This is a genomic window from Caballeronia sp. (assembly GCF_028292365.1).
Lineage (GTDB): Bacteria > Pseudomonadota > Gammaproteobacteria > Burkholderiales > Burkholderiaceae > Caballeronia.
On sequence record NZ_JAQGMM010000314.1, the window covers coordinates 1 to 21,187 of the forward strand.

Genomic DNA, 21,187 nt, shown 5'->3' on the forward strand with positions numbered 1-21,187 from the left:
TAGCGGCGCAAAACGCCGTGTATCGCGGTCGCCGAAGATATCGAGCGCGGCCACGTTCAGCCCCGCGCGCCGCGCGGACTGGGCAAGCATGCGCGCCGACAAACCGACGGTCGCGATGTACGGAGCCTGCGCGAAACGGGTGCCGGGCGTCATGAACGAACGATCCATCAGGTGAGGCCGCCGACGATCGCGCGAGCTTCATCGAAGGCTTCCGGAAAGCCGAGATAGACCGGCTTGCCGCCGGTGCGCATCCGCATGAACAGGCGATGTTCGACCTGGTATTTGACGTTGCCGATCGCCAGCGCCCCTATTGCAAGCGCGTCCTCTCGCACCGCGCCGGCAAGCGGCTTGCCATCGTCCATGACATGCACGCCCGCGATACCTTCGGGCGGCACGGCATTGACATCGGCGGCGATCAGAAGGTGTTTTGCCACCCCGACGTCGGCTGCGCTCATGACCTGTACGCCCGCGACCGCCGTTGCCATCACGACCTCGGCGCTCGCGAGCGCGAGATGCAATTCATCGCGCGTGTGGACCGAGACGCCGGTGGTCGCAATATCGAAACGCTGGTTGACTTCATCGCTCACGCGGGTCGCGCGGGCGATGTCCGAATGGCTCGCAATCAGGACCTGCGCGCCCAGCGATGCGGCCATGGCAGCGGCCACGCGGCCCACCGCGCCGGTGCCGCCGAGAATCAGTACGCGCTTGCCGCCGAGCTCCGCGCCATGGCCCGCTTTCAGGTGACGTTCGACGAGCGCAACGAGCGCGGCGGCGGTCGTGTATGAGCCGCTCGGATCGGCAAATACCGATACCTCAAAGGGCGGGACCATGGCATGGCGCGCGGTGTCGAGCATGTCGGCGGCGAGCATCACGTCGCGTCCGCCGATGAAGATGCCCGTGCGCGACACGCCTTTCGGACCGCGCGAAAAAATCGCATCCTGGGTCAGCGTGACGACGTCATCCGCACCGACATTGCAATAGGGAACGATGACCTGGTAACCGGCATCGGCGGCCATGTTGACGTCGAAGGGACTCATCTGCGGCGTGGCCGTCAACATGTGCAGGATGTAGGGCCTTTCTGTGGCTTCGGGCATGGCGATGGACTCGTTTCCGGTTGATGGCGGGTCAATTGGGGCAGTGGGTCGATGCGCGCGGCGCTTAGGGAAGACCGCTGTTGCAGCGTTGCAGGCTGCCGGCATGAATGGACGCGCCGCGATTGCTTCCCGCCGCCACCGAACACACGACGCCGGCTATGCCGCGCGTGGTGTCCATCGCGGCCGCCAGCGCACGCTCGGCATCCTGGGCGTTCTGAACGAACGCGAAACCGGTGGGTCCCCACGACGTCTGGCCGATGCCCGCGCGGTGCTGCGTGGCTGCCTCGGCGGCGCCGAGTGCCGCGGCGACCGCGGGGCTTGAGAACACGCCGCCTTGAGCAGGCGCGAAATACTCGCCGATGGTCTGCTGCAACTCGCCGATGCCTCTCGCGAACGTATCGAAGTCATGTTCCGCGATGCCAGGCAGCACGAGCATGAGCACGAGGTGACACAGGTGCGCGGCAAGCTCTTTCGGGAAGGGAGCGAGGGTCGCAAGTGCTCGCCGTTCCTCGTTGCCGTGAAGGCCTTCCTGACGGGTGTCGTCGACGAGCAGGATGCGCCATGCGTCGGGGAACGGCAGGCGTGTCAGGATCGACGGCACGTGAGGTTGATGGTGAGCGCCGGGGTGAGTGCCCGGCCCGCTGTCCACGATCAACCCGCCGTGATCAAAACCGAGCATGCCTATGCCCGATCTCGCGCCACGTCCGAGCAACCGCGCGAGTTCGGCGGTGGACGCGGGCCGGCCCAGCAACCTGACGAACGCAGTGCCGACCGTGAGCGCGAGTTGCGTGCCCGAGCCGAGACCCGCGTGTGCGCGAGGAGCGCGCCGGACATCGATCAGAACCGGTGGTCCGCCGTAGGCGTCATGCAACAAGCCCAGATAGTGCGTGATGCGTTCGCGCTGTGCGTCAGTGTGGGCGCCGATTACCTGGGTCTTGTCGGCGTAATCGGCATATTGCGCGGTGATCCGCGTACCGGGCGCGTCTATCGTCAATCCGACGCTGCCGAACGCGCGCCCCAGCGACCCGCTTGGGTCGAGGAAACCCAGGTGCAGGCGCGCGGGGGCGTCGACCGTTATAGTGGAAAGCGGCGACGCGGTATCCGGCGAGTGGTCCGATTCATGGTCCGATTCGTGATCGGGTTCATGATCCAGGCGAAGCTGCATCGCAAGTGTCCCTGGGTTCGATGTCGTGGTCAAAGCCGTGGCGGTGAAGCCGGGTGCGTGGCCTTCAAGGCAAGAGCCGTACCAACGGATTCACGGCCTCGCTCAGGCCTTCGGTGCGTCGTACTTGATATAGCGGAAACGCTGGTCGTCGCGAGGGGTGCCCTCAAGCGGTCCTCCTTCCAGTCCGGGTTGCCACTGGATCACTTCCTCGATCTTGGTCGCGAGCGCGAAATCCTTGTCGGTGATGCCTTTGGCCGAATGCGTCTTCAGCTTCACGGTGACGAACGCATATGACACTGTCAGGTCCGGATGGTGCCATGCCGCTTCCGCGAGATGCCCGACGGTATTCACCACCATCAGCGTGCCTTTCCATCCCTCCGTCTTGACCTTGCGGCGCAGCCAGCCGTCCTCCATATACCAGTGCTGAAGCGCGCCGGTGAGACGCTGCTGGATCTCTTCGTCGGAGTAGACCTTCTCGGGTTGTGTGCTGGTCATGGCGATACCTCCCAACGCTCGTTCGTAGCGAACCTCAAACGGGTTCAACCGGGGTTCAACCGGGGGTCAACCTTGTAACCCTGTGCAAACACCGCGCCAGCCTGCGTGAAGACCAGGCCTCGCACGTGAATAACGCCCACGCACCGCGCCCGTTGCTGCAGCGCATCGCCTGCTCGGTGGGGAGCACTGAGCTGCAGCGCTTTTCAGACAGGGGTGTGTATCGCGGATTTGACACAGTATGTGTCGTAATCCGAATGAAGCGTCTCACCCTCGCGTCATCGTGACGCTATTCGTCCCCTCGGGGTTTTCCCTTCGCACCGATCCCCGCCGCAATCTGTGCCGCGCCCCGTCAATCTCCGTCAATCTCGAGCGACCTATTCGACGGCCGGAGAAATCCCGGCATGGAATATGCAATTCGTCTTCGCAAACAGGAGCCCGGCATTGACCGGGCGGAGGTTCAACTCGCTGCCCGCACCGGTGAAGGCGCGCCCGGGACATAGGTGGTGGGGTCATCCCTGAGTCGGACGGCAACACATTCTGGAGGAGACATGAAATTACGCACCCTGGTTCTCGGACTGGCGGTGGTTGCGGTAACGGCCCTCAACTCTTTTGTTGCACAGGCCGATTCGCAGCTCGACGCTCTGATGAAGAACTCATCGAACTGGGCAGCTCAAGCAGGTGATTATTCCAATCACCGCTATAGCCCGCTCAAGCAGATCAATGAAAGTAACGTGGCAAAGATGCAGGTTGCCTGGACCATGTCGACCGGCGTGTTGCGCGGTCATGAGGGTTCGCCGCTTGTCATCGGCGACACGATGTATATCCACTCGCCATTTCCCAACAAGGTTATTGCGCTCAACCTGAAAGACCAGACGTTCCTCTGGCAATACGAACCGAAGCAGGACACGCAAGTGGTGTCGGTGATGTGTTGCGACACGGTCAACCGCGGGCTTGCCTATGGTGACGGCAAGATCTTTCTCCAGCAAGCCGACACGAAGCTCGTTGCGCTGGACGCAAAAACCGGCGACGTGAAATGGACCGCGCAGAACGGTAATGCGAAGGCGGGTGAAACCAACACCAACGCGCCGCATGTATTCGGCGACAAGGTGCTCACCGGCATTTCAGGCGGCGAGTTCGGCGTACGCGGGCGGCTGATTGCCTACGACATCAAGACCGGCAAGCCGGTCTGGACCGCCTACAGCACGGGTCCGGACACCGAGATGCTGCTCGATCCCGACAAGACCATGACCTGGGCCGACGGCAAAATGGTGCCGGTTGGCGCGGACTCATCGCTCAAGAGCTGGAAGGGCGATCAGTGGAAGACCGGAGGCGGTACTACGTGGGGCTGGTATGCATGGGATCCGAAACTGAATCTTGTGTACTACGGCACGGGAAACCCCGGCACCTGGAATCCGACGCAACGACCCGGCGACAACAAATGGTCGATGTCCATCTTCGCCCGCGACCTGAACACCGGACAGGCGAAATGGGTCTACCAGATGACGCCTCACGACGAATGGGACTATGACGGCGTGAACGAAATGATCCTTGCCGACTTGCCTATGAACGGCAAGAAAGTGCCGGCAATCGTCCACTTCGACCGTAACGGTTTTGGCTACACGCTCAATCGCGAAACAGGACAGTTGCTGGTTGCCGACAAGTACGACCCGGCGGTGAACTGGGCTGACCGTGTGGACCTGAAGAGCGGCTTGCCGATTCGCAACGCGGCTTATTCGACTCAGGCAGCAGGTCCGGACCATAACGTAAAGGGCATCTGTCCGGCGGCGCTGGGCTCGAAGGACCAGCAACCGGCTGCCTTCGATCCGAAGAGCAACCTGTTCCTCGTCCCGACGAACCACGTGTGTATGGACTACGAGCCGTTCGAGGTTGAGTACGTGTCCGGCCAGCCTTACGTGGGTGCGACCCTGTCGATGTACCCGGGCCCGAACGAGAAGGGCGCAATGGGTAACTTCATTGCCTGGGACGCCAGCAAGGGCAAGATTGCATGGTCCAAGCCGGAGAAGTTCTCGGTATGGTCGGGTGCGTTGGCGACCGCGGGCGGCATTGCCTTCTACGGCACGCTCGAAGGCTACCTGAAAGCCGTGCGTATCTCGGATGGCAAGGAACTTTGGAAGTTCAAGACGCCGTCCGGAATCATCGGCAACGTGTTCACCTATGAGTACCAGGGCAAGCAGTTCGTCGGCGTTTATTCCGGCATTGGCGGATGGGCGGGTATCGGCATGGCGGCCGGCCTTGAGAAGTCCACCGAAGGTCTGGGCGCGGTCGGCGGTTATCGCGAACTCGCGAAGTACACGGCGCTTGGCGGCACGCTGTTTGTGTTTGCCATCCCGAGTTGACAGGGGCGCAGCTTCAGCCTCTTCCAGTCGGTCGTCAAGCTCTGATCCAGGAGAGCTTGACGACACGCAGCGGCCCGCTTTGCATGTCAGAGTCGGCCGGGCGTGTACCGGGACCCGGGACACGCCACCCATCGTTTCAACCTGCGCTCATTGCGTGCAAGACGCATGACGCAGCACGTTCACACCGAAGGAGACACGTGCAATGAAAGGCCGAATACTCTTGCCGCTGGCGATAGCCTTGGCGACGTTACCCGTTTCATACGCCCAGACCGATCCGGCGCAAATGAAGCCGGTTGCTTACCAGGTTGTCGATGGTAACAAGGTTGATAACAACACGTTGCAAGGCTGGCGGACCTGGCGAGCGCTTGCCTGTGAACGTTGTCACGGCGCGCAGCAGCAAGGCATGGTGGGGCCGTCGCTGATCGATGCGTTCAAGACCATCGATCCAGCGGAGTTTCATCGGACAGTGTTTGGCGGACGTCTTGACAAGGGTATGCCCGACTTCAGCTCCAGCAACATGATGCAGAAGAATTGGCAGAACCTGTTTGCGTATCTTAAGGGGCGCTCCGACGGCAAGATCAAGCCGGGTGACCTGCAGGCGATCGATGCCAAATAAGGTCCACGCCGAACATCCGCGCTGCCCGAGCGACGCTGACGTTGGCGCCTGTATCACGCTTTACCGGAGGACTGATGTCTGACGCTTATGTCGCTTATGTCGCTCACTCAAGGCTTGGCGCGTTCATGCGCACGGCGCTCGCAGCAGCTTGCATGGCGCTTGGGTTCGGTACCGCCCATGCCGACGGTCCCGCGCTGCCTCACAACGACGGAGCCGACGGTGTGCTGCGTGTATGCGCTGATCCTAACAATATGCCGCTCTCGAACGACAAGGGAGAGGGTTTCGAAAACAAGATCGCGGCCCAGATGGCGAGCGACTTTGGCTACAAGATCGAATACACGTATTTTCCGCAGCGCATGGGTTTCATCCGGCACACGCTGCGCGAGAAGATACCCGACACGGAAGACTACAAGTGCGATTTGGTGATCGGCGTGCCGAAGGGGTACGACATGACGTCGACCACGCGTCCCTGGCTCCACTCCACTTACGCGATGGTGTTCCCGAACCGGCCGGAATTCGCATCGATCAACACACCGTCCGATCTCCTCAAGCTACCGCCTGACCAGTTGCATAAACTTCGTCTCGGGATCTTTTCCAATACGCCCGCTGTTGACTGGCTGCTTGGCAACAACCTGATCGAGCAGGCGGTGTCGTATAAGGTGCAAAGCGGCGACCCCGCGGAATTCCCGGGCGAGATGATCCAGCGCGACATGTCGGCGGGTAATGTGGATGTCGTTTTCTTGTGGGGGCCCATAGCCGGTTATTTTGCGAAGCAAGCCGGCGACAAGGTCAAGCTCGTCGCTTTCCCGCCAACGCCGGGCGTGCGCTTCGACTATGAAATTTCGATGGGCGTGCGTTATGGCGAGGGCGCGTGGAAGACGAAGGTCGATCAGTGGATCGGCGCAAATCAGGCCAAGATCGACAAGATACTGACGAGTTATGAGGTTCCGTTGCTCGCTATCAGCGAGCCCACAGCCCCACAGGCCAACGCGAAATGAGCGCGTGGACGCGTACGGCAAACCTGCGGGCAGGGTGGATCGTCGCCGCGGCCAGTGTCCTGCTAGCTGCTTCCGGCCACGCATTGGCGGCGGATGCGTCCAGCGCGGCAGGCCCGGCAAGTAGCGCTAGTCCCGGGATCGCGCCCGCCGAGCGACTTCTTTTTCTGTCGACGCACCTGAAGGGCGTTCAGCCGCAAACCGAACTGGACTACGCTGTCGAGCGCACCGGGCCGCCGGCGAGGGAGAAAGATACCGTCAAGGTCCTGGTAGTCAGCGCCGACAACGCCAACGGCGACGCGCTGGTGAGCGACCATGGCGGCAAGGTCGAGGTGTCCGGTGAAGGCATGCCGTGCAATCCCGTAATCCTGTATTTCCTTGAGCGCGACATTGCGGAGATGGAGCAGTTGACGGGAGGACAGCGCCGCTATTTCCAGCGCCGCGTCCGTCTTGCGCTGGCGGCTAGCCCGGCGATCACGCCGGTGACCCGCGACGCGCAGGGCAAGAAGGTCCCGGCGAAGCAGATCGTGATCCAGCCTTATCTCGGCGATCCGAATAGCGCGCGTTTTCCTCAGTACATCGGCAAACGCTATACCTTCGTCATGTCGGAAGCGGTACCGGGCCAGGTGCTGCTCATCCGCACGGAAGTACCGGGTTCGAACAATGATTTCGCACATCCAGTGCAGAGTGAAACGCTGAGTTATCAGGGAGCATTGCGCGCCTTGTCTCCGCTGCCCGGCAAGAAGACACCGGACAAGGCCGTGAACGCTCCTCGTGCGAGCCGCTAAAACAGTTCTTTCTTCGCGGATGGCGGTTTATTCGGCACGAGCATTCGACGCGTTCGGGCAGCAGCAGGAGACTGCTAAGTGATCCTTTGCACATGGGTGCCAGTCACGTTTACTCGCTTGGCTTCTGAAGTTTGATGAAGTTCGATGAAATTCGATAGTCAAACGAGCCGCATAACGCTGGTTTGCAGGATGGCCGTCCATAGTGAACTTTATTCGCTCGCTGACCTTGCGACAGTTGCAGATCTTCGTGATCGCCTGCCGGTATCCGAGCTTTGCGCGCGCCGCCGAGGAATTGCACCTGACGCAGCCGGCGATCTCCATGCAGATCAGGCAACTGGAGGAAGCTGTCGGGCTGCCGCTGTTCGAGCGCGTTGCCCGCAAGCTCACATTGACTGAAGCGGGCGAGCGGTTGTCGCATCATGCGAGCCGGATTCTCGGAGAAATCAAGGATGCCGAGGACGCAATGTCTTCGCTGTCGCTGGCCGATAGTGGTTCGATATCAGTCAGTATCGTCAGTTCTGCCACCTATTTCGCGCCGAAACTGCTCGCTGCTTATTCGCGGCAATATCCGCGCGTGGATGTGCGATTTTCGGTAGGAAATCGCGAGGTCCTGCTGCGCCAGCTGCAGGATAATGCCACCGACCTCGCCATCATGGGCCGCCCGCCGCCCGAGCTCGGCACGACGGCGGAGCCATTGGCTTATCACCCTCATGTATTGATTGGGCCTGTCGATCATCCGCTGCGGGATGCGCGCCGGTTCGACTTGCAAGAACTGGCGGGCGATACGTTCCTGCTGCGCGAACCGGGATCGGGAACGCGCGCGGTGTCCGAGCAAGTGTTCAAGCAGCACTTGTTCTCGCCGGCGCGCAGCGTAACACTGGGCAGCAACGAATCGATCAAGCAGGCTGTGATGGCCGGCATGGGCGTGAGCCTGATCTCGTTGCATACGCTTGCGCTCGAGTTGCGTTCGCGCGAACTTGCGTTACTCGATGTCAATGGCACGCCGGTCGAGCGCACGTGGCAAGTCGTTCATCTTCGTTCGAAGAGGTTGTCGCCGACTTGCATCGCGTTCCGGCGTTTCTTGCTCGAACATGCCGCGCCGTTTCTCGAGCGTGAATACGCGGAATTCGCATTGCGGGCGCGGGAGGCGGGGGTCGAGGCGGTCGAAGCGCGGCGGGGAAAATAATCACAAAGTACTCGGGTTCGATCCCTGCTATCGCGCGTATTAACATCACCGCCGAGTGGATAGCGGCCGTCAGCTCGTGTCGGCGGGACCGCATTGCCTGGCATCGAGAGCGATTGTGCACATGGCGAACGTCGACTGGAAATACAAGTCTGTCCGGGAACTGACGGTGGCGCTGGCGGCCAGGGACATTTCGGCCTGCGAACTTGCGGAAGTTGCCATCGCCCGAATCGAAAGCCTCGACCCGAAGCTGAATGCAGTCTGTGTGCGCGACTTCGATCGTGCGCTCGATGCAGCGCGCGCCGCCGATGATGTATTGGCGATGGGCGAGCGGCGGCCCCTCCTGGGCATTCCGCTGCTCGTCAAGGAATCGTTCAATGTCGCGGGCCTGCCGACGACGTGGGGCTTTCCGCAGCACAAGGATTTCGTTCCAACGGAGGACGCCCTGCCGGTCGCGCGTGTAAAGGCCGCGGGCGGCGTTGTCTGGGCAAAACGAACGTTCCGCTCGGCCTCGGAGACTGGCAGAGCTACAACGACATCTATGGGACGAGCAACAATCTCTTCGACACGGGCCGCTCTCCTGGCGGCTCGTCGGGCGGGTCGGCCGACGCGCTTGCCGCAGGCTATGTGCCGCTCGCGCTTGGCTTCGATCTCGGCGGATCGCTGCGGATGCCGGCGCATTTCTGTGGCGTCTCCTTTCGCCTGTCCTTTTAGCCGGCATCGCCGGCGCTGATCAGAGTTTGCGCGCCCCTCAGGTGATCGACCAGGTAGCGCAGTAGTGCTTCAACATCTCCGGAATCAATGGAGCCGGTCGTCACTCCGTCGTCGAAAAGTGGTGAGCCGTTCAACTTGTTTGTAATAATCAGACCATTGAAAGACGCCGTGGGAATTCGCTCGTCCTCGATTTGGAACCTGTTGCCATTCGCGACAGCGTCGCGGATTCGCATCAGGAACTGCACTTCCGGAGTTCGCAACTCGGAGAAACCGTGTGCCTCGAAGAATCCCGCCACGGCCAGGATCGCGTTCGTACTCGCCACCCTCATCACCCCCAATAAACGCTGTGGGTCTTGATGAAGCGCGTCCCAGGACGACTCAAGCCCGAGCGCCTTCCGTTCAACGCCGGGCGTCCCGTCTTCTACATGCGTTTGGGGTTCAGTGGGTGAAAGCTTGCGCCTGAGCAGCCTGTAAGCGGTGGCAAGATCGGGCAATTTTTTGTCGTGATCGATCCGGTCAGCGACTGCACTGGCGTATAGCAAGAGGGCAAGCAACTGCTGCTCGATTAAAGCAATGCCTATCTCTACCGGATCGTTTTCTGTTTTCCTGACCATGTTCGCGTCTCTCAGAGTTGTGCATGCCGCATGAATGGCGGCTTTGCAGCCAAAGCTTTTGCCATGCGCGAGTAGCGAGCGATTCATTCATTCGATGCCGTGGTACGGCGCTACCCGGTTGGGCCAGCACTATTCGAGCCCGGAAGAGCCCGGAAGACACGGTTCGACGCGGGTTCGCCTTGACATCGAGACGTGGATTACACAGGAGCAGTTCGATATAGGAGCCAGCATATTGCCCATCGACAACCCCGCGGTTGAAGTCGAGCCTTTCCTGAAGACGCGGGAGGTTGTCGTCATGTCGAACGCGCATCCCCTGGCGCGTCGAAAGAACATCAAGCTTGCCGACCTCTTGGACGTCGCTTTGGTTGCGACGCATAGTCGCTCCTTATCGAGGCAGCATCTGGAACGCCTGTTTCGGGAAAACAGTAAGCAGCCCAACATCCGCTTCGAGGCTACGAACGGTCTCATTGCCTGTGAGCTAGCGGCACAGGGTCTTGGCGTGGCATTGGCCGACCCATTCGTCGCTCTTTCGGCCGGCGCACAGAACTTGGCGATTCTGCCGTTCGCGACGAAAGTCCGCCTGGAATATGGCTTTATTTATCCGGTTGGGAAAACCCGGTCGCGTGCATCGCGTGACCTTACTGACGCGATCAGGGCAACGGCCGAGGAGCGTCTTGCCAACCTCGGGTTGCCACGAACTGCATTTGAAGTGTTGTAGGTCGGCGTCAGCGTGAATTTTCTCGTGGGTTTGTGGCCGAGACGACAATCCACTGGGATGCAGGCCGATCACTCTGCGGGCTCGTTGTGGGTGAAGAAATCCACCAGGCTCTGAGGCGCGTCGGGGCCGAGACACACGTTGAGTATTCTTTGCGCCGCCGCAGCTTCAGCCGCGCTACGGGGGAACAACTCCTTTTCATACGCGCTCAGCGCGGCTTCAACGTCGCCGGGGTGGGCGGCGAGGGCCTGCGCGAGTTCAGCGCCGTCGAACATGGCGAGGTTGGCCCCTTCACCAGACGGGATCATCAGGTGCGCTGCATCGCCGAGCAGTGTCACGCCGGGCACGCGTGCCCATCGGTGCTCGACCGGAAGCGCATGAATTGGACGCGGTACAGGGTCCGTCTCACCGTTGGTGATGAGCGCTGTCAGCGCCGGAGCCCACCCTTCGAACTCCTTAGCAACGCGGGCCTTGGCCGCTACCGGGTCGGAGAAGTCGATGCTGTCGATCCAGTCCTTTGGCTTGTTCAACTCCACGTACGTGTGCAGTCCGCCATCGGGCTCACGATGCGCAAGGATGCCCTTTCCCGGCGCGAGCGCAAAGAGCGCGCCGTCGCCAACCGCTTGCGCGCTTGGCTTGTGACGAGTGTCGGCGTCAAACAGGTACGTTTCGATGAACGATGTGCCCACGTACGCCGGCTTCGCCCCGGAAAGAAGCGGGCGAACTCTCGACCAGGCGCCGTCGGCACCGACGAGGAGGGCGGTGGTCACAGTTGAGCCGTCAGCAAAGGTCAACGTGTGCTGTCCGCTCCCGAGCGCAGACACCGCTGTGAGCTTGTGTCCCCAGCGGACTGCGCCGGCTGGAAGCGAGTCGAGCAGAATCCGGCGGAGCTCTCCTCGAGGTACCTCAGGTCGACCCCCTGTGCCGTCGTCGGGATCTTCAAACAGGACCTTTCCGTCCTTGTCGAGCACCCGCGTTGCCTGGCCGCCAGCGTGGATGATCTCGAGGAACGGGTCGAAGAGCCCCGCTGCCTTGAGGGCGAGCTGCCCGTTGTTCTCGTGGATATCGAGCATGCCACCCTGCGTTCGCGCGTTCGCCGAGGTTTCCGCTTCGTAAATTGTCGCGGCAATGCCGTGGACGTGGAGAACTCGGGCGAGCGTCAGCCCTCCGAGCCCCGCACCGATGATTGCAACTGAAGCATTCATCCTGCTCCCTTGGTCGGAGGTCGTCATAAAATGGTCAGTGGTCTAATGGAACGTCATTCCATGATAATATTGGAACAGTGTTCCATAAGTGTCAAGGAGAGGCATGGTAAAAAAAACACGGACCCCACAACGGCGGGAGGATTCGCTCTCGCGGGATCGGATCATTGACGAGTCCATTGCGCTCCTCGACAGCAGCGGCGAGCGCGGCCTGACGTTCCGTGCTCTCTCCGAGCGACTCGCTACCGGTCCCGGTGCAATCTATTGGCACATTGACGACAAGAGCGACCTGCTGACCGCCGCGTGCGATGCCATCATCGCTCGCACGATGAGCGCGCCAATGGTCAGCACGACGCCAAAAGCCGCCATTCGCGCGCTCGCGCTGGGCATGTTCGACACCATCGACGCTCATCCGTGGGTTGGCTCGGCGCTAACCCGTGCCCCGGGGCAGTTGCCCATGGTGCGCATTCTTGAAGGCATAGGCCAGCAGGTTCGTGCGCTTGGCGTGCCGGATAACACACAGTGGCCCGTAGTGTCCGCGCTATTGAGTTACATCCTTGGCGTGAGCGGGCAGAACGCGGCAAATGCGCATCTCGCACGGCAGTCAGGCGCCGATAGGGGCAACTTTCTGGACGAGGTGGCGGCCATGTGGTCTGAGCTCGATCCGGATGAGTACCCTTTCACCCGCAGCGTAGCCGGACAGTTGCGCGCTCACGACGACCGCGTCGATTTTCTCGCCGGAATCGATCTCATCCTTCGCGGGATCGAGTCAGCGCAAGATCACTGATCTGAACTCTATAACGGAGTGACGGCAGACGATTTGTTTCAGTTAGGAATGTCGAGCGAACGAGATCGATATTACTAGTACTACTTATTTTACTAATTAGTAGAATTGGTCAGCGACTGACTTGCGAGGCTCCGGGGGCACACTTCATTTGCCCTTTAGCGATCGTGTGCACGCATTCAATGCTACTCAAAGGGACGCATGCACAGCGAAAATTCTTGAACTTGAAAAATGGGTTCGAATCCGTCTTTTGATCGCCGATGGGACGCCGCGCCGATAGTCTGATCGGCTGCCGGCAGCGCGGGGGTATTCCGTACAACGTTGCCTGCCTGACAGGAAACACGACGTAATAATCCGACGCCGCAACTGGGGCCAGCAAGCGGAATAACGTCAGCCGGCGACGCGTTTTATATGCAGCAGGTCCGCGTCGTCGTGCACATCTTCACATGCAAGTTCACACGCACCGGCAACGTGGTCTGCGAGGCGAACCGATGGGGTCTTCACGGTGTCGACGCGGCGGTCCGCGTCGTGGTGCCGGACCGTCGAGCAGGACGGATTCATGCGCAACTTAATTGGACTTGGAATGGTGCTTTGCAGTTGTGTCGCGTGCGCGGCGCCGATGGCGTCGCAGCCCGGCCAGGCTGGTCCGCTGAACGACACGACGACCACATCGGCCGTGTCACCCGCATGCCGCATGGTCAACGGCACGGCGGATATCGATGGCGCCACGCAGAACATATCGGGCCTTGCGTGCAAGCAGCCTGACGGTACCTGGCAGATCCAGCAGCAGGACACGGGCGACGATATAGGTGACGTTTCCCCGCCGCCCGCGTATCCGTACTATCCCTATTACGACCCGTGGTTTTATGGGCCACCTGTGGCGTTCGGCTTCGGCGCCTCGTTTGTCTTCGTCGATCGATTTCATCACTTCCATCATATGGATCATGTCCACGTCGGACCGCACGGCGGCTTCCGCGGCGGCTTTCATGGAGGGGGCGGCTTTCACGGAGGAGGTGGTTTCTTCAGAGGAGGCGGTTTCCACGGAGGCGGTGGTTTCCACGGAGGGGGCGGGGGACACCGGTAGTCTCCGTGTCATGCCATGTCAAGATACTCTGGCAAACCTATCGCCACGTCTCTATTTCCACGCGGAAGTACGGAGATGGCCGTACGTCGCAGCGCTGTAATCTTAAGTGACAATTATTTGGGAACATAGCTATTCGCCGAAGCTCCTATGAAATGAGGCGTGCGCAGCGCCTGTTTTCTGACGCTCGCCGCGGTGCGTGCGGTGGCCAGGAGTGTGGCAGGCTGCGTAGTCGCATCCAACTACGGGCGCACGCACCTGATGCGCGAGGCGATAAGGTTTTTGGAGTCGAAAATGATAGTCGCAACAAAGAAGATTTGTTTTTCAATGCTACTCATCGCTATGTCGGGCGGGAGCTACGCACAAGCAGGGGGCGGCATGGCTGACGTCGGGAACGGAGCGCTCGTTCAAGGCGCCAATGGTCCGGGTACGCCGCCTGGCGCCGCGTCTGTCGACGATGGCGTGCGAGCTAGCGCGGGCCTCACGAAAGGCACGGACGGCATAATCAGTAGTATGCGAAGCAACGGCACGAGAACAACTGAGAGTCCGAATCTTAGAGCGCCCAACCGCACCGGAACAATGCCTACACGCTAATGTGCTTGGTACGCAAAGAGCGCATGGTGATGTATCGCGGTGGTCTCGTTCGGTCGCTAGCCAAGGCAGCCTGTTCGACGAGCTCGAACGTCTTCGGCACCAGATTTCGTCGCTGACAACGCGCGCGTTGTTCCTCAGGTAGCGCCGTCAACGCAGGCTCCCGGTTTGAATTCAAGACCGTTTACACCGGGAAGCCTTCGTGCCCACTCCTTCATCTTTAATCTCATCTCCGCCAATGACGCTAACGGTTTTTGGTGCTTCCAAGGGCTGCGGCCTGCATCATGGGAACGAGGAGCACCGCGTCCTCAAGCGACTTGCGTGCCTTCGGTGAGATGCTCAGGCGGGCGATGATGGACCATTCGGGCCAGCGACAGGCACCGGCAACGTCGGTGCAAACCCGGAAACATTCGTCGCATATCCGGAACACCCGCTCGTGACTCGTGTTTGCCACCTTGTCACGAAGACGATACATGTTGCGCATTGCCATGCTTGCTCGGGCGCGTCGGATTGAATGGCATCGTCCTTGCATGCCGTGAATCTTCGGTGTCCAACTATGGAGGAGGTCGACAATGAATCTCGATTTGACGTTCCGCACAGGTGAAGCCACGGTGTTCGCCGCACCCGGCCAGGTGACTGACGCGATGCCCGAAATCCTGATAGGGCGTGTTGACGGACCCGCCGGTCACGCGTTTGCCAATATGATGGCGCAGAGCAAGGGGCACACGGCCATGTTCGCGATCCGCGCCTGCAATCAGATGGTGCGCCCTGCCACGATGATCGTCCCCAAGGTGACGCTCAGGGACATGACCACCATCGAGCTATTCGGTGGCGTCGTGCAGTCGGCGACGGCGGATGCAATAGTCGATTGCCTGATCGAGGGCATCTTGCCGAAAGACCAGGCCAACGAGCTATGCATCATCAGTCTCGTGTGGATCGATCCGCGTTGCGCCACGGAGACGAACCTCGACAAGAAGGACATGTACCGCACGAACTACGAGGCGACCAAACTCGCCATTCACCGGGCGATGAACAACGAGCCGAGCGTCGACACGCTTATCGCCAACCGGCACACCATCAAGCACGATATGGACGACTGGAGCTGAAGCGCATCCTTGCGTTGCACAGCTGAACGCACTGGCTTTTAGCAACGGCGTCGACCACGCGCAGTTCCGCGCCGGTAACGCTTGCTGACAGGCGTCGAACAACCCTGAACGACTTCTGCCCTACGCGGATCGGTCAATGGATCGAGCGCAGGAAAAAGCGTCTCGCTGCTCATCCCGGCCGCACTTCGCCAGAAGTAGGGAAAGCGATGTCGAGGTTACACACGATCGAGTAAAGCGGCCACTCGATCGCTAAGCATGAGTCGTGAGTTGTCTTGAGTAGACTGCGGATTAATGCGGGTGAAGGCTTGCTTTGGATCAAGTCAAGGTACGACCCATCAGACTCAGCCGCGAGACGCCACCATCCGGCAATATGTTGAAGCGCACATGCGTGACAGACATGCTTCGGGTCGGCGCAAAGGTATGAACCCTGTCCATCTGCAGCTTCTGCTCGTCGAGCAATACCGGCCAGAACATCGATTGCGTAATCAGGGACTCGTCCGTTCCCGCGCTGACGAACGCGCCTTGTAGCGAGCATCGGTCCGCAAAATTCCCCTTGAAATGCGCGGTGTCAACGTTGACCTGACTGATTTCACCGGGCGTCGCCAATTCGATGATGCACCAGTCGCAGCCTGGTTCGCGGCGTCGCCGGGTTTCCCAGCCTTCGCCCATGTTAGCCGCGCGTGTCGGCAGCAGCAGGTTCGACGCTGCACCGTAATGCTGGTTGTTCGCGGCGACGACTCGCGCACCGTTCATCGCGGACGCGAGATCAAGTTCGGCGCGTGGCGCGAGTTCCCGGCGCGGCCGGCCGTACACGCGCAAACGGGCTACGCCGCCGTCCGGATAGATATTGAGGCGCACGTGAGTATAAATTCCACGAGTGGCCGGATCGATCGCGTGATAATGATGTGCGTTGCCGTTGAGCGCGGTCGCGAGCAGCACTTCAGTCCATCGCGCCTCGGCGGGCGGAATATCGTCGTCGCAACGGCACGCGTCGATCGATGCAGCCGGCGGAAAGTTGCCGGTGAAATGACTCGTGTCAATATCAACGCCCATCAATTCGCCCGCCACGCCCAGTTTGACGATGCAGAAATCGTGGCCAGTCTCGCGCTTGCGGCGCGATTCCCAACCGTCCATCCATTTGCCGTTGTCGTCGTATTTGCCGGGAATGAAGATGGCCGGTTGCGGGTCAAGCATGCGCGTCATCGGTGCAAAAAAATCGTCGCTAGTGAATACAGCCTGCGCACCGAGTCGCGGGTCCGCGAGGTTGATACCCGTGCGTGTAAAGGCGGGTGCGTCGGGATCGAAAGCGGTTAGTGCCATGTTTCTTTACGCGAAGTGATCAGTTAATGGACTGGAACGCTCAGGCGACCGGCACCCAGGATTGCGTGCCTTGCAGATCCGACTCGAAGTTGTCGAGCACTGCAATTTCTACGGGCTTTGGCGTGTTGTCGCCTTGCCCCTGGATCTTGACGATGTCTTGCGGGCAGGCGGAAAATGCGACGAAACAATCCATTTCCGCGCGCAACGTGATGTACTCGCCGGGCTTCGTTACGGTGGGCAAGGTATGGAGCGTGATGCCGTCGGGCTGCACGCGAATATTCATGAAGATGTTGAAGGACGCGAGGTTCTGGCGCGGCGGCGTGACGCCGAGTTCGAACATGCCTTCGAACATGTTGTCGCAACAGTTGCGGTGATAGCCGCGCACCCCGAGCAGTTCATAGCGTTTGCGATCGCAGGCCGCCATGAAGGTGTCGTGAACACCAGGCGTCGTATCCTCGACTACGGTCAGCACCGGATGACGTTGATTGGTCACGAAGCTGTCGCCGACGATCGGGTTGAGCCGCTGGTTCCACACGCGCGTGGTTTCCATGCACATGTATTCGTTCAGGTCGTACGCATTCCAGGCCCAGCAATCCACCACCTGGGTGCCATGCGTATTGATGACGCGCACGGCCTGGCCTGCTTTCAGTCGAACGGCTTTGCCGTGGCCGGCGGGAACGGTCGCTGTGGGTTGATTCGTGTAGCTCATGAGCTTTTGGATTCCGGGTTGAAGCGGTAGAGAAATTGCTGGAGACGGGGAGACGACGGTGCATCGAGTACCTGTGCAGGCGGCCCCTGTTCGACGATGCGTCCGCCGTCCATAAAGATCACGCGATCGGCGACATCACGCGCGAAGCCGATCTCATGCGTGACGACGATCATCGTCGTATCGTTCGCGGCGAGACCACGCATCACCGCGAGTACTTCGCCGACCAGTTCCGGGTCGAGCGCGCTGGTCGGCTCGTCGAAGAGGATCACTTCCGGTGCCATCGCCAGTGTGCGCGCGATGCCCACGCGTTGCTGCTGTCCGCCGGACAGGTTCGCGGGCATCGCTGTGTGCTTGCCACTCAACCCCACTTGCCGCAGCGCTTCGACCGCGAGGTCGCTTGCGGCAAGGCGGTTCATTCGCTTGACCGACCGCAGGCCTTCCATCACGTTTTCGAGCACCGTCATGTGCGGCCACAGATTGAAGCTCTGAAACACCATGCCGATCCGGCTGCGCTGCGCGCGTATCTCGCGGTCGGGACGTGGGCCGGTCGAGCCATTCGCGTTTTCACGCAAACCGACCCGCTCGTCGCCGATCCAGACCGCGCCCTCGTCGGGCGGAGAAAGCCAGTTCAGGCAGCGCAGCAGGGTCGATTTTCCGGAGCCGGACGGTCCGAGTACGCAGACCGTTTCGCCACGCGCGACTGTCAGGTCGACGCCGTCCAGGATGCGATTCGGACCAAACGACTTGACGATGCCGCTCGCCTTCAACGCAACGGGCGTCGTGTTGCCGGACAGGTTCATGCTGTTCACCGGGGCAGGGCGACCCGTTGGGCGCGCCCGAGGCGGCGTTCCCAATGACGGGTCGAGAGATGGATGACGGACGTCGCGGCCCAGTAGACCATCGCGACGACGAAATAGACTTCGAGTGGCGCGTAGGTGTCGGACACAACGGCTTTCGCGGCGAACATGAACTCATGAACCGAGATCACGGACAGCAGCGCGGAATCCTTGACCAGACCGATCAACAGGCCGGTCAACGTGGGAAGTAACAGCGGCAGCGCTTGCGGCGCGACGATGCGTCGTGCGATTTTCGCCGGCGACATGCCGATGGCGACACCCGCTTCGACGGTGCCCGCAGGCACGGCGGCGACGGCGGCCTGAATCACTTCCGCGACGTACGGGGCGTAATAGATCGCGAGCGTTACGGTGCCGACCAGCGGAGCTGGCAACAGCACGCCGAAATCCGGCAAGACGAAGAACGTCACGTAAAGTAATACGAGCAAGGGCAAACCAAGCGTCAACGCCGTATAGCCGCGAATCAGCGCGACGAGCCACGGCGCGCCGCGGCGCTGGCCGATGGTCAGCAACACACCGAGCACGCCCGACATCGCCGCGCCGGCCGTACAGAGCCAGATCGTGCCGCCGAGTCCTTGCACGAGTTCGGGTCCATGACCTGACAGAACGCCGAGGTCGAACGTCATCGTGTGACTCCGGTTGCGAGGCGTGAGGCGCGCGATAGGCGCGGATTACGCTGAATGCGTCGCGCGGCGTAGATGACGGGAAGCGCGACCGCCAGATAGCCGACGCTGACGAGCAACATCACTTGCGTCGACGTGTAGGTGCGCGCGATCACCATTTGTCCCGCATAAGTGAGTTCGGTGACAGCCACGACCGACGCCAGTGGCGTGGTCTTCAGCAGGATCGTGAATTCGTTGATGAGCGCGGGTAAGCTCGCTTTCAGCATCTGCGGCAACGCAATTCGCAACGCGATGCGCCACGGCGCCATGCCGAGCGCAATCGCCGCTTCATACTGACCAGCCGTGACAACCCGCAGATTGCCGCGCAGGATTTCCGCCGTGTACGCGCCGCTGTTCAGACCGAGCGTCAGTGCGGCCGCCAGCATCGGGCGACCGCCCAGACCGATCAGCGGTAACGCGAAGAACAGCATGAACAGTTGCACGAGCGCCGGCGTGCCCCGCATGAAGCTGATGTAGAGGCGAGCGGCCCAGCGCATTGGCGCGATACGCGTCAGTTGCATCGCCAGTGCGAGATGGCCGGACACGACGCTGCCAGTCGCGCCGAGCAGCGTCAGTTCCACGGTCAGCAACCAACCGTCGATCAACGTCGGCAGGCTATGGATCACTTGCGGGTCGAAGCCCATTGCGCCGTCTTCCCGGAATCAGAGTTCGTCGAGTTCTTCTGCGCTCGAGAGTTCGAGCGCACCGGGTGTGTCATTACCCGCAATCCCGGTGCAACACGCCGACACGATGAACACCATATCCGTCACGACGCGGCACGCGATGAAATCGCCGGCGCGCGTCGTGTTCGGCAGCGGTTCGATACGGCCGTCCTGATGCAATGCGACGTGCATGAACAGGTTGATCGGATCGGGCAATTTTGGGGGCTTGATGCCGAGCGTGTCGATCAATGCGCCGACCGATTCGATGCAACCGGTCTGTCCGACGTAACCTTGTTCAGCGAGATACGCGGTGGTGGATGCCGGCAGCAACAAGTCGTGCTTGCCGCTCGAATCCTTGCCGAGCACCATGATCGCACGACGACGGTTGCTGACGATTCGCATGCCAGCCTGCAACACGTACGAATTGCTGAAGACGCGCGTGTGATGGACCGACATGTAGACGTCGTCGTTGATGCGGCTGAAGCCGAACATCGACGCGACCGCACCGGGTTCTTTCGCTTCGATGCGCAGGATCTGGCCGGCCTTGACTTCGATGGCACGGCTTTCGCCGGCAGGCACGGCGATGGTTTGCGGCGGCAGCGCGGCGCGTGAGGGCGGTTCTTTGAGAAGCAGCATGGTTGAGTCCGTTCAGGCGGCGACGGGCGTCGCGGGCAGGATGGAGATGGCGATGTCGGTGACCTTCAGGCCATTGCCGGGAATGATGTCCTGCGGACACGACGACACCGCGCACACCAGGTCTTCGAGTACATCGAAGGTGATGTGGTCGCCCGGCTTGCTGGTTGGATCGGTGACCTGCATCCGGCAGTCGGCGGTGACCGGGCCGTTCTGAAACAGATTGAACGGCTCAGGCACGTCGAACGGCGACAGTCCGTACAGCGCGAGGCCCGCATGCATGTTGTCGAGACAGTTGCGATGCCCGATCACGTTGAAATCGACCGTGAAACGCGTGTCGTCGCACGCGGGTACGTTGGCGTCGTGAACACCGACAGTGTCCTCGACGACCCGCAACAAAGGCCGTCCCAACGACGAATACAGCGCATCGCCGACATTGAAAAACAGCGTGCGAAGCTGACGACGCGTGTGGGTCGGCGACAGCTTCTCGGTATGGTTGGAGGCGACGACCGCGACGAAATCGGCGGCCTGCTGGCCCTCGACATCCTTGATCGTCAATTGTTGGCCGGCCTTCACTTCGAAGGTACGGCCATGTCCCGCCTTGACGGTGAGAGTCTGAACTTGATCTGTCATTTGATTCGGCCTGCTCGCGTTTACTGCTGGGGAATGAAGTTGGACGTCGGCGTATCGAAGCTCACGCCGAGATTGGCCTTTTGCAGGCGTGCGAGTTCGCCTGATTTCTTCATTGCGATGATTTCGTCGCTGATCGCCTTGTTCAGGCGTATATCGTCCGGGCGAGTCGCCCAAGCGATCCATTGCGACGGGCCGAGTTCACTGGTCGATTTGA

General features: G+C 60.9%; 22 protein-coding genes and 4 pseudogenes. 10 read left to right on the forward strand and 16 right to left on the reverse strand.

Translation table 11 applies throughout. From position 1 onward, the window contains the following. From JWR14_RS19460 to JWR14_RS19475, 4 genes and pseudogenes are all read right to left on the reverse strand, one after another. Window positions 1-153, reverse strand: a pseudogene (locus JWR14_RS19460) (ATP-binding protein); the annotation flags it as partial. Window positions 154-167: 14 nt separating this feature from the next. Then, complete coding sequence (locus JWR14_RS19465; protein ID WP_299709963.1) at window positions 168-1,094, reverse strand: NAD(P)-dependent methylenetetrahydromethanopterin dehydrogenase; 927 nt, start codon at window positions 1,092-1,094, stop codon at window positions 168-170. 64 nt (window positions 1,095-1,158) lie between these two features. Then, a complete protein-coding gene (locus JWR14_RS19470; protein WP_299709965.1) occupies window positions 1,159-2,259 on the reverse strand; it encodes a beta-ribofuranosylaminobenzene 5'-phosphate synthase family protein in 1,101 nt (366 codons plus the stop codon). Window positions 2,260-2,361: 102 nt separating this feature from the next. Further along, the gene (locus tag JWR14_RS19475) at window positions 2,362-2,754 is read right to left on the reverse strand and encodes a 4a-hydroxytetrahydrobiopterin dehydratase (RefSeq protein WP_299709966.1); all 393 of its coding nucleotides are present in this window, start codon (window positions 2,752-2,754) and stop codon (window positions 2,362-2,364) included. Between the two features lie 548 nt (window positions 2,755-3,302). On the opposite strand from JWR14_RS19475, the gene JWR14_RS19480 reads away from it, so the two are divergent. The 6 genes and pseudogenes from JWR14_RS19480 to JWR14_RS19505 all read left to right on the forward strand — a co-directional run bounded on the left by JWR14_RS19480 (window position 3,303) and on the right by JWR14_RS19505 (window position 9,407). Then, window positions 3,303-5,111, forward strand: coding sequence for a methanol/ethanol family PQQ-dependent dehydrogenase (locus JWR14_RS19480; protein WP_299709968.1), 1,809 nt, complete (start codon window positions 3,303-3,305; stop codon window positions 5,109-5,111). 202 nt (window positions 5,112-5,313) lie between these two features. Further along, entirely contained in the window at window positions 5,314-5,727 is a 414-nt protein-coding gene (locus tag JWR14_RS19485) for a c-type cytochrome (RefSeq protein WP_299709969.1), read from the forward strand. 152 nt (window positions 5,728-5,879) lie between these two features. After that, on the forward strand, window positions 5,880-6,725 hold the full coding sequence (locus JWR14_RS19490; RefSeq protein ID WP_299710000.1) for a substrate-binding domain-containing protein: 846 nt from the start codon (window positions 5,880-5,882) through the stop codon (window positions 6,723-6,725). Continuing rightward, window positions 6,722-7,510 carry a hypothetical protein gene (locus JWR14_RS19495; protein WP_299709971.1) on the forward strand — a complete coding sequence of 263 codons (789 nt, stop codon included), beginning with the start codon at window positions 6,722-6,724 and terminating at the stop codon, window positions 7,508-7,510. The genes JWR14_RS19490 and JWR14_RS19495 overlap by 4 nt, the downstream gene beginning before the upstream one ends. Window positions 7,511-7,712: 202 nt before the next feature. Further along, window positions 7,713-8,696 carry a LysR family transcriptional regulator gene (locus tag JWR14_RS19500; protein WP_299709972.1) on the forward strand — a complete coding sequence of 328 codons (984 nt, stop codon included), beginning with the start codon at window positions 7,713-7,715 and terminating at the stop codon, window positions 8,694-8,696. Window positions 8,697-8,817: 121 nt separating this feature from the next. Further along, window positions 8,818-9,407: pseudogene (locus tag JWR14_RS19505) on the forward strand (amidase family protein). Here the strand turns inward: JWR14_RS19505 and JWR14_RS19510 are convergent. Beyond that, window positions 9,404-10,108 carry a hypothetical protein gene (locus tag JWR14_RS19510; RefSeq protein ID WP_299709974.1) on the reverse strand — a complete coding sequence of 235 codons (705 nt, stop codon included), beginning with the start codon at window positions 10,106-10,108 and terminating at the stop codon, window positions 9,404-9,406. The pseudogene JWR14_RS19505 and the gene JWR14_RS19510 overlap by 4 nt on opposite strands. Before the next feature lie 7 nt (window positions 10,109-10,115). On the opposite strand from JWR14_RS19510, the gene JWR14_RS19515 reads away from it, so the two are divergent. Continuing rightward, the gene (locus JWR14_RS19515; protein WP_299709975.1) at window positions 10,116-10,739 is read left to right on the forward strand and encodes a LysR substrate-binding domain-containing protein; all 624 of its coding nucleotides are present in this window, start codon (window positions 10,116-10,118) and stop codon (window positions 10,737-10,739) included. A gap of 68 nt (window positions 10,740-10,807) precedes the next feature. Here the strand turns inward: JWR14_RS19515 and JWR14_RS19520 are convergent, their stop codons facing one another. Then, window positions 10,808-11,941, reverse strand: a complete 1,134-nt coding sequence (locus JWR14_RS19520) for an NAD(P)/FAD-dependent oxidoreductase (RefSeq protein WP_299709977.1) — start codon at window positions 11,939-11,941, stop codon at window positions 10,808-10,810. Between the two features lie 103 nt (window positions 11,942-12,044). Here JWR14_RS19520 and JWR14_RS19525 point away from each other — a divergent pair, with 103 nt between their 5' ends. After that, complete coding sequence (locus JWR14_RS19525; protein WP_299709979.1) at window positions 12,045-12,725, forward strand: TetR/AcrR family transcriptional regulator; 681 nt, start codon at window positions 12,045-12,047, stop codon at window positions 12,723-12,725. Window positions 12,726-12,821: 96 nt separating this feature from the next. Here the strand turns inward: JWR14_RS19525 and JWR14_RS19530 are convergent. After that, window positions 12,822-12,945, reverse strand: a pseudogene (locus JWR14_RS19530) (IS6 family transposase); the annotation flags it as partial. A 336-nt stretch (window positions 12,946-13,281) separates the two neighbouring features. Here JWR14_RS19530 and JWR14_RS19535 point away from each other — a divergent pair. Next, entirely contained in the window at window positions 13,282-13,806 is a 525-nt protein-coding gene (locus JWR14_RS19535; protein ID WP_299709981.1) for a hypothetical protein, read from the forward strand. 832 nt (window positions 13,807-14,638) lie between these two features. Here the strand turns inward: JWR14_RS19535 and JWR14_RS19540 are convergent. Beyond that, window positions 14,639-14,884, reverse strand: a complete 246-nt coding sequence (locus JWR14_RS19540; RefSeq protein ID WP_299709983.1) for a hypothetical protein — start codon at window positions 14,882-14,884, stop codon at window positions 14,639-14,641. A gap of 82 nt (window positions 14,885-14,966) precedes the next feature. On the opposite strand from JWR14_RS19540, the gene fae reads away from it, so the two are divergent. Further along, complete coding sequence (gene fae / locus JWR14_RS19545; protein WP_299709985.1) at window positions 14,967-15,500, forward strand: formaldehyde-activating enzyme; 534 nt, start codon at window positions 14,967-14,969, stop codon at window positions 15,498-15,500. Between the two features lie 315 nt (window positions 15,501-15,815). Here the strand turns inward: fae and alc are convergent, their stop codons facing one another. From alc to JWR14_RS19585, 8 genes and pseudogenes are all read right to left on the reverse strand, one after another. Further along, the gene (gene alc / locus JWR14_RS19550; RefSeq protein WP_299709987.1) at window positions 15,816-16,820 is read right to left on the reverse strand and encodes an allantoicase; all 1,005 of its coding nucleotides are present in this window, start codon (window positions 16,818-16,820) and stop codon (window positions 15,816-15,818) included. Window positions 16,821-16,860: 40 nt separating this feature from the next. Then, a complete protein-coding gene (locus JWR14_RS19555) occupies window positions 16,861-17,529 on the reverse strand; it encodes an urea carboxylase-associated family protein (RefSeq protein ID WP_299709989.1) in 669 nt (222 codons plus the stop codon). Next, window positions 17,526-18,329 carry an amino acid ABC transporter ATP-binding protein gene (locus JWR14_RS19560; RefSeq protein WP_299709991.1) on the reverse strand — a complete coding sequence of 268 codons (804 nt, stop codon included), beginning with the start codon at window positions 18,327-18,329 and terminating at the stop codon, window positions 17,526-17,528. Before JWR14_RS19560 ends, JWR14_RS19555 begins: the two co-directional genes overlap by 4 nt. A 5-nt stretch (window positions 18,330-18,334) precedes the next feature. Beyond that, the gene (locus JWR14_RS19565) at window positions 18,335-19,009 is read right to left on the reverse strand and encodes an ABC transporter permease subunit (protein WP_299709992.1); all 675 of its coding nucleotides are present in this window, start codon (window positions 19,007-19,009) and stop codon (window positions 18,335-18,337) included. Continuing rightward, the gene (locus tag JWR14_RS19570) at window positions 19,006-19,689 is read right to left on the reverse strand and encodes an amino acid ABC transporter permease (RefSeq protein WP_299709995.1); all 684 of its coding nucleotides are present in this window, start codon (window positions 19,687-19,689) and stop codon (window positions 19,006-19,008) included. The genes JWR14_RS19565 and JWR14_RS19570 overlap by 4 nt, the downstream gene beginning before the upstream one ends. Window positions 19,690-19,707: 18 nt before the next feature. Further along, complete coding sequence (locus JWR14_RS19575; protein ID WP_299709997.1) at window positions 19,708-20,343, reverse strand: urea carboxylase-associated family protein; 636 nt, start codon at window positions 20,341-20,343, stop codon at window positions 19,708-19,710. Window positions 20,344-20,355: 12 nt separating this feature from the next. Next, the gene (locus JWR14_RS19580; protein WP_299709998.1) at window positions 20,356-20,973 is read right to left on the reverse strand and encodes an urea carboxylase-associated family protein; all 618 of its coding nucleotides are present in this window, start codon (window positions 20,971-20,973) and stop codon (window positions 20,356-20,358) included. A 20-nt stretch (window positions 20,974-20,993) separates the two neighbouring features. Then, window positions 20,994-21,187, reverse strand: a pseudogene (locus JWR14_RS19585) (ABC transporter substrate-binding protein); the annotation flags it as partial.

Coding starts and splice junctions, on each gene's coding strand:
- JWR14_RS19465 (WP_299709963.1), bottom strand. CDS start 1,094: ATGCCCGAAGCCACAGAAAGGCCCTACATCCTGCACATGTTGACGGCC.
- JWR14_RS19470 (WP_299709965.1), bottom strand. CDS start 2,259: ATGCAGCTTCGCCTGGATCATGAACCCGATCACGAATCGGACCATGAA.
- JWR14_RS19475 (WP_299709966.1), bottom strand. CDS start 2,754: ATGACCAGCACACAACCCGAGAAGGTCTACTCCGACGAAGAGATCCAG.
- JWR14_RS19480 (WP_299709968.1), top strand. CDS start 3,303: ATGAAATTACGCACCCTGGTTCTCGGACTGGCGGTGGTTGCGGTAACG.
- JWR14_RS19485 (WP_299709969.1), top strand. CDS start 5,314: ATGAAAGGCCGAATACTCTTGCCGCTGGCGATAGCCTTGGCGACGTTA.
- JWR14_RS19490 (WP_299710000.1), top strand. CDS start 5,880: ATGGCGCTTGGGTTCGGTACCGCCCATGCCGACGGTCCCGCGCTGCCT.
- JWR14_RS19495 (WP_299709971.1), top strand. CDS start 6,722: ATGAGCGCGTGGACGCGTACGGCAAACCTGCGGGCAGGGTGGATCGTC.
- JWR14_RS19510 (WP_299709974.1), bottom strand. CDS start 10,108: ATGAATCGCTCGCTACTCGCGCATGGCAAAAGCTTTGGCTGCAAAGCC.
- JWR14_RS19515 (WP_299709975.1), top strand. CDS start 10,116: ATGCCGTGGTACGGCGCTACCCGGTTGGGCCAGCACTATTCGAGCCCG.
- JWR14_RS19520 (WP_299709977.1), bottom strand. CDS start 11,941: ATGAATGCTTCAGTTGCAATCATCGGTGCGGGGCTCGGAGGGCTGACG.
- JWR14_RS19525 (WP_299709979.1), top strand. CDS start 12,045: ATGGTAAAAAAAACACGGACCCCACAACGGCGGGAGGATTCGCTCTCG.
- JWR14_RS19535 (WP_299709981.1), top strand. CDS start 13,282: ATGCGCAACTTAATTGGACTTGGAATGGTGCTTTGCAGTTGTGTCGCG.
- JWR14_RS19540 (WP_299709983.1), bottom strand. CDS start 14,884: ATGGCAATGCGCAACATGTATCGTCTTCGTGACAAGGTGGCAAACACG.
- fae (WP_299709985.1), top strand. CDS start 14,967: ATGAATCTCGATTTGACGTTCCGCACAGGTGAAGCCACGGTGTTCGCC.
- alc (WP_299709987.1), bottom strand. CDS start 16,820: ATGGCACTAACCGCTTTCGATCCCGACGCACCCGCCTTTACACGCACG.
- JWR14_RS19555 (WP_299709989.1), bottom strand. CDS start 17,529: ATGAGCTACACGAATCAACCCACAGCGACCGTTCCCGCCGGCCACGGC.
- JWR14_RS19560 (WP_299709991.1), bottom strand. CDS start 18,329: ATGAACCTGTCCGGCAACACGACGCCCGTTGCGTTGAAGGCGAGCGGC.
- JWR14_RS19565 (WP_299709992.1), bottom strand. CDS start 19,009: ATGACGTTCGACCTCGGCGTTCTGTCAGGTCATGGACCCGAACTCGTG.
- JWR14_RS19570 (WP_299709995.1), bottom strand. CDS start 19,689: ATGGGCTTCGACCCGCAAGTGATCCATAGCCTGCCGACGTTGATCGAC.
- JWR14_RS19575 (WP_299709997.1), bottom strand. CDS start 20,343: ATGCTGCTTCTCAAAGAACCGCCCTCACGCGCCGCGCTGCCGCCGCAA.
- JWR14_RS19580 (WP_299709998.1), bottom strand. CDS start 20,973: ATGACAGATCAAGTTCAGACTCTCACCGTCAAGGCGGGACATGGCCGT.